Below are 6665 nucleotides of genomic sequence, written 5' to 3'. Positions count from 1 at the left end.
CTTCGATGAACGCCAACGCGAGGCAATCCTGCGCGAGCAGATGGCGACCATTCAGCGTCAACTGGGAGAAGGCGACGGCAAGACCCAGGAGGTGGCGGACTTGAATGCGGCCATCGCCAAGGCGCAGATGCCGCCTGAGGCTGAAAATCAGGCACGCAAGGAAGTGCGGCGTTATGAGCGAATGCCGGAGGGAGCCGCCGAGGCCGGGATGGTCCGCAGCTATCTCGACTGGCTGATCGAGCTGCCGTGGGCGCTCCCGGAAGAAAAAACCATCGACATCCCGCAGGCGCGGCGGATTCTCGACGAGGACCATTTCGGCTTGGAAAAGATCAAGAGCCGGATCATCGAATATCTGGCGGTTCGAAAGCTGGCACCAAATGGCAAGGCGCCGATCCTGTGTTTCGTCGGGCCGCCGGGAGTGGGAAAAACTTCGCTCGGGCAATCGATCGCACGCGCGATGGATCGGCCTTTTGTCAGGGTCAGCCTGGGCGGCGTTCATGACGAGGCGGAAATCCGGGGGCATCGGCGGACCTACATCGGCGCCCTGCCCGGCAATATCATTCAGGCAATCAAGAAAGCCGGATCGCGCAATTGCGTGATGATGCTGGACGAGATCGATAAGATGGGGCGCGGCATTCAAGGCGACCCGTCAGCGGCGATGCTCGAAGTTCTCGATCCGGAGCAAAATGGGACGTTTCGCGATAACTATCTCGGCGTGCCGTTCGATCTCTCGCGGGTGGTGTTCATCGCTACCGCCAACATGCTGGATACGATTCCCGGTCCATTGCAGGACCGCATGGAGATCATCAGCCTGCCAGGATACACCGAGGACGAAAAGCTCGAGATCGCGCGGCGTTATCTGGTTCGTCGCCAGCTCGAGGCCAATGGCCTGAAGCCCGAACAGGCCGCCATCGATCTCGATGCGATCCGGCTGATGATCAAGGGCTATACGCGCGAGGCCGGCGTGCGCGCCCTGGAACGCGAAATCGGAAAAGCGCTGCGTCATGCGGCCGTGCAGATCGCGGAAGGCACCTTGAGCAAAGTCAACATCGCGGCCAAGGATCTTGCCGAGGTCTTAGGACCGCCGCGTTTCGAAGGCGAGATCGCGATGCGCACCAGTGTCCCGGGCGTCGCGACTGGGCTCGCCTGGACCCCGGTGGGTGGCGACATCCTCTTTATCGAAGCAACCCGCGTTCCCGGAAAAGGCGCATTGATCCTGACCGGACAACTCGGAGACGTCATGCGCGAAAGCGCACAGGCTGCTCTGACGCTGGTGAAGAGTCGCGCCGTTCAATTGCAAATCGAGCCGTCGATTTTCGAAAAAAGCGATATCCACGTCCATGTCCCCGCCGGTGCCACGCCGAAAGATGGACCGAGCGCGGGCGTTGCGATGTTCACGGCTCTGGCCTCTCTCCTCACCAACGAGACGGTCCGAAGCGATACCGCGATGACCGGCGAGATATCGCTGCGCGGTCTGGTGCTGCCCGTCGGAGGCATCAAGGAAAAGGTAGTCGCGGCGGCCGCGGCTGGCCTGACGAGGGTCATGCTCCCGGCGCGAAACCGCCGCGACTTTGAAGAGATACCTCAAGGGGCGCGCGACAAGCTCGAGTTCATCTGGCTCGAGCGCGTCGATGACGCCATCGCCGCAGCACTGGAGGAGAAAAGAAAGGTCGCGGTCGCCGCGCAGTAGAGCGCCAAGAGGCCTCAGCCGTCGATGATGGCCACCGCGCGGGTCCAGCCCGCAGATGCCCGTTCGATCTTCACCGGAAAACACGACACGGTGAAACCGCTTGCTGGCAACTGCTCCAAATTGTGCAGCTTCTCGATGTGGCAATAGCCGATATGGCGGCCGGCCTTGTGCCCTTCCCAGATCAGGCTCGCGTCCTTGGTCTGCGCGTATTTCCTGGCGGTATAGACGAAGGGCGCATCCCAGCTCCAGCCATCGATGCCGGTCAACCGCACGCCGCGCTCGAGCAGGTACATGGTCGCGTCGTAGCCCATGCCGCAGCCGGACGTAACGTAGTCCTGTCGGCCGTATTTGGCGCCGGCGCTGGTATTGACCACTACGATCTCGAGTGGGGACAACGTATGGTCGATCCGCTTGAGCTCATTCTCGACATCCTTGGCTGTCGCAACATAGCCATCAGGCAAATGCCGGAAGTCCAGCTTCACGCCCGGCTGCAAGCACCATTCCAGCGGCACCTCGTCGATCGTCCATGAACGCTCGCCGCGGTTCATGGTCGGATGAAAATGCCATGGCGCATCGAGATGCGTTCCGTTGTGGGTGGACAGTTGCACTTGCTCGACCGCCCAGCCCTGCCCGTCCGGCAGCTCCTCGGCCTTGAGGCCTTCGAAAAACTGCAGCATGCGCGGCAAGCCTTGCTGGTGGTCGATGTACTGGATCGTCGGATGCCCTCCAGGGGGATCGGCGGGCACGTCATTCTGCAGCGGCACGGAGATATCGATCAGTCGTCTGGCCATCGATGTTTCCTTGATTTTCTCGCCGTACGCCTGATTGTCCGCGGGTTCGGTAAATCAGATCGGCTTGATGCCGGCTTTAGCGATTACATCCTGCCATTTCGGCACTTCGTCCTCGATCCGCTTGATAAACGGGCCCTTTCCGCGTTCGGATTCTCGCGACTTTGTCTTACCTGATCAATCATGCAGCCTGGCAGCGCGGTCCTGATCCTGGGTATTGGCGCTACGCATGCAATCGAAATCAAAGATAGCCGGTGCCGGCTTCCTCGGCAAAGCGGCCCGGATCTCCCTCCCACACGATCCGCGCATGCTCGAGCACGTAAACGCGATCGGCATGCGGTAGCGCGAAGGTCACGTTCTGCTCGCCCAACAGCAGGGTGATCGGCGTGGTCTGGCGCAACTTTTCCAGCGCCTTTGACAATTGCTCAAGAATGACGGGCGCGAGCCCAAGCGTCGGCTCATCGAGGATGAGTATTTTCGGTTTCATCATCAAGGCGCGACCGATCGCCAGCATCTGTTGCTCGCCACCCGACAGCGTCTGGGCCATCTGGTTCTGGCGCTCCTTCAGGATCGGAAACAGCTCGAACAGCCAAGCCAATTGCGCGTCCTTGTCTTTATCCGATAAATGCTGTCCACCTAGATCGAGATTTTCGCGCACGCTCATCTCGCCGAACAGTTCCCGCGATTCCGGACACTGTACGATGCCGCTGCGCGCAATCCGTGCTGGGGTCAAGCCGCGCAGCTTCTCGCCCGCGCGCACGATCTCGCCGGTGTATGGCAGGAGTCCCGAGATCGTATTGAATAGCGTGGTCTTGCCGGCGCCGTTCAGGCCGACGATCGAGACGAATTCGCCTTGATGAATATGGATGGAGACGTTTTCCAGGGCCTGCGCTTTGCCGTAGTGCACGCTGACGTTCTCGACCTGCAGCAGCGGCACACTGTCTTCGAAACTGGTCTCCGGGCGCGCGGAAGTCTCGATTGCGCCGCCGAGATAGACGCGCCGCACCGTCTCATTGCGCATGACGTCATCGGCGCGGCCGGTGACGATCTCCTCGCCGAGATACATGGCCAGCACCCGGTCGACCAAGGCGGCGACGCTCTTGACGTTATGATCAACAAGGAGCACCGCGCGTCCTTCATCGCGGAAGCTGCGGATCAGCTCCGAGAAGGTGCCGACTTCGGCGAGCGTCAATCCTGCGAAAGGCTCGTCCACGAGCACAACTTTGGGATCCCTTGCGATGGCCTTGGCCAGCTCAAGGCGGCGCAAATCAGCAAACGGCAACGTTGGTGGTCGCCGGTCCATGACCTCGGCGAGACCGACCCGCTCGGCGATCCACTTCGCCCGATCGGTGAGAGCCTTGTCTGCGAACAGCATGAACAGACTGTCCGGCAACAACGCCACCATGATATTTTCCAGGACAGTTTGCCGATTGAGCGGCCGTGAATGCTGAAACACCATGCCGAAGCCTTTCCGCGCGATCTTATGCGCGGGAAGTCCTGCGAGATTCTCGCCCTCGAAAACGACTTCGCCTTCCGACGGCCGTTCGATTCCCATGATCGCCTTCATGGCGGTCGATTTGCCGGAGCCGTTCGGGCCGATCAGCCCGAAGATTTCGCCCGGACGCAAATCGAGGCTCAGGTTCTTGACCGCGGTCAGGCCGCCAAAGCGCTTGGTCAGCCCGCGAACCTGGAGAACATGAGTGGTGTTCAAGGTTGCATCCATCACGAGCGAGCCTCGCGTGAAAGGGCCGCTCCGAGAAAGCCGCCTGGGAAGAACAGAACGACAAGCAGCGCTACCGCCGAAACGATAAAGGTCGCCAGTTCGCCGGTTGGACGCAGGAATTCGCCGGCCACAATCAGGAAGATGGCGCCGAGCGCTGCACCCAGCACCGTGCGCCGGCCACCCAGCACCGCGGCCACGATGACGTTGACGCCAACCGCAACGTCGACGACCGTTCCGACCGAAGCGGTGCCAAAATAAAACACCAGCAGTGCGCCTGAAAGCCCTGAGAAGAACGCACTCACGACGAACGCGGCGAGCTTGTGTTTCACGATATTGAAGCCGAGCGCGCCGGCTTGCACCGGGTCTTGTCCGCTGGCCTGCAGCACCAACCCGACCGGCGACTGTGACAGGCCGTACAGAATGATGGCGCTAATCGTCATGAAGCCGAGCGCGATCCAGTAATTCACGCCGGCGTTGATCGTGATCACGTCCGGAATTGTGAGACCGATTTCCCCACCGGTGAGCTCGGCGAACACGACGATGAAGTTCTGCAGGATCAATACCGCCACCAGGGTCGTCAGCCCGAAATAAGGACCGCGGACGCGCAGCGCCGGAAGCGCGAGCACAAATCCGGCAATGACGGCAGCCAATGCACCGAGGACGATGCACAGATATACCGACCAACCATACTCGTTGTTGAGAATCCCTGCCGTGTAGGCGCCTACGCCGATCAGGAACGTCGGCCCGAAATTCACCTCGCCGGCGAACCCGAACAGCAGGTCCCAGGCCATCGCGAACACGCCGAAGTAATAGGCCACCGTAAGCAGCCCAAGGATGTAGCCGGAAACGTACAGCGGCAGCGTCGAGGCGATCACAACCACGATCAGCGAGATCCAGAACAGCCGCGATTTGAAAAATTCAGCCATGCTCATCGCCTCCCGAGCAGGCCTTGTGGCCGGATGTACATCACAATCACCAGCAGCAGCAGAGCCGGAATCGTGCGATACGCCGGCGAAACCAGATATGCGGTAAGGGTCTCGAGATAGCCAACCACGAACGCGGCAATCAGCGATCCGGAAACGCTACCAAGTCCACCGAGCACCACGATCGAGAAGGCGCTCGCGGTGAGCGGACCCACGCTGTACGAGCTGACGCCGAGAAACATTCCGAGCAGAACGCCGGCAATACCGGCAAGTATCCCGTAGATTGCCCACACCACGATGTAGATGTTGGTAAGTTCCAACCCGAGCAGGGTGACGCCACGCGGGTTCATCGAAGCCGCCAAAACCGCCTTGCCGGTACGGGTGCGATTCACCAATGCCCAAAGTAGCCCGATCACCAGACAACAGACGACCGCGGTGAAGATTTCATTTCGCGGCGTCCGAACGCCGAAAATGTCCATGACGCCTTCCACGATGGGGAGCACGGTTTTGGCGTTGTTAGTGAAGAAGTAGGCGATTAGTTCCTGGATCATGATGCCCCAGAGCAAAGTGCCGGTCAGAACGAAGATTTCCTTCTCCTCGTTGGGTATCCGAGTCGACCTTTGAATCGGCTGCACCACCGCAAAGTAGGTTGCGAACGCCGCCAGCAGCGCGACCAGGACCCCAAGCAGCGCGCCTTCGTAAGTGTTCATGTGCAACATGCTGGCACCGGCCCAAGCGGCTACCGCCGCCAGCACCATGATGGCGCCATGGGAAAGATTGAGCACACCGGAAACGCCGAAGATAAGCGTGAAGCCGGTCGCACCCAAAGCATACAAGGCACTGATGGCAAAGCCGTCGATGAGAATTTGAAAAGCGAGCATCTAATGAACTGCTGCGGCAGCACCGCTGCCCTGTAGGAAAACCCCATGCGAAAAATTGCTCCCGGGAAGGACCCGGGAGCATTCTTCATTCGACTTTAATTGGAAGTGACCTTGATGAAGCTTGGGAACTTCAACTGGCCTTTGGCGACCTCGGCAGGCCAGACCGCGACCTGTTTCCCATCCTGCCACTGCAGCATCAGGCCGGTAATCAGGCCCTTGCCGTATTTGATGGAATGAGTGAACTGATCCTCTTTGCCGTAAAACTGGACACGGCCGATGGTGCCGACCCAATCGGTCTTTTCGAGTGCAGCGACCAGCTTGTCGGCATCGGTTGAACCGGCGCGCTTCACCGCATCCGCGATGTAGTACACTTCATCATACGAGGTGTAGCCCGCGTATGAGGGGAAGTTGCCGAATTTGGCCTTGAATGCCTGCGTGAAAGGCAGGCTCTTCGGCGTCACCGGAACGTCCGGCCCGGAGACCGCCTGAAACAGCACGCCTTCTGCGGCATCGTTCGTATCCTTGGCGAAGGTGCTGTTGGTTGCCTGCGAGCTGATGCCGAACATTGGAATCGGAACCTGCTGATTCTTCCACTGCACCGTCGGCTGCACGCCAACATGCGAAATCCCGGTGATGATGACGTCCGGCTTGGCGCCCTCG

6 protein-coding genes are annotated in these 6665 nt (G+C 60.1%); 1 reads left to right on the top strand and 5 read right to left on the bottom strand.

What is annotated here, in order from left to right; all coding sequences use genetic code 11:
- The coding region (gene lon, locus VJV58_RS12980; protein WP_324137753.1) for an endopeptidase La at window positions 1-1690 on the top strand (1690 nt) is incomplete at its 5' end.
- A 14-nt stretch (window positions 1691-1704) separates the two neighbouring features.
- On the opposite strand, the gene VJV58_RS12975 is transcribed toward lon, so the two are convergent.
- The 5 genes from VJV58_RS12975 to VJV58_RS12955 form a co-directional block, all read right to left on the bottom strand.
- A complete protein-coding gene (locus tag VJV58_RS12975) occupies window positions 1705-2481 on the bottom strand; it encodes a cyclase family protein (protein ID WP_324137752.1) in 777 nt (258 codons plus the stop codon).
- Window positions 2482-2719: 238 nt separating this feature from the next.
- Window positions 2720-4201 carry an ATP-binding cassette domain-containing protein gene (locus VJV58_RS12970; protein ID WP_324137751.1) on the bottom strand — a complete coding sequence of 494 codons (1482 nt, stop codon included), beginning with the start codon at window positions 4199-4201 and terminating at the stop codon, window positions 2720-2722.
- Window positions 4201-5127 (bottom strand): branched-chain amino acid ABC transporter permease, encoded by a 927-nt coding sequence (locus tag VJV58_RS12965; RefSeq protein WP_324137750.1) that lies wholly within the window; start codon window positions 5125-5127, stop codon window positions 4201-4203. Before VJV58_RS12965 ends, VJV58_RS12970 begins: the two co-directional genes overlap by 1 nt.
- A 2-nt stretch (window positions 5128-5129) precedes the next feature.
- Window positions 5130-6005 carry a branched-chain amino acid ABC transporter permease gene (locus VJV58_RS12960; RefSeq protein ID WP_324137749.1) on the bottom strand — a complete coding sequence of 292 codons (876 nt, stop codon included), beginning with the start codon at window positions 6003-6005 and terminating at the stop codon, window positions 5130-5132.
- 95 nt (window positions 6006-6100) lie between these two features.
- On the bottom strand, window positions 6101-6665 hold a 565-nt coding region (locus VJV58_RS12955), incomplete at its 5' end, for an ABC transporter substrate-binding protein (RefSeq protein ID WP_324137748.1).

Origin of the sequence: Bradyrhizobium sp. (assembly GCF_035273305.1) — a bacterium.
GTDB lineage: Bacteria > Pseudomonadota > Alphaproteobacteria > Rhizobiales > Xanthobacteraceae > Bradyrhizobium.
Note: the sequence above shows the minus strand (reverse complement) of the source record. Positions and strands in the feature narration are given on the sequence as shown.

Coding starts and splice junctions, on each gene's coding strand:
- VJV58_RS12975 (WP_324137752.1), bottom strand. CDS start 2,481: ATGGCCAGACGACTGATCGATATCTCCGTGCCGCTGCAGAATGACGTG.
- VJV58_RS12970 (WP_324137751.1), bottom strand. CDS start 4,201: ATGGATGCAACCTTGAACACCACTCATGTTCTCCAGGTTCGCGGGCTG.
- VJV58_RS12965 (WP_324137750.1), bottom strand. CDS start 5,127: ATGGCTGAATTTTTCAAATCGCGGCTGTTCTGGATCTCGCTGATCGTG.
- VJV58_RS12960 (WP_324137749.1), bottom strand. CDS start 6,005: ATGCTCGCTTTTCAAATTCTCATCGACGGCTTTGCCATCAGTGCCTTG.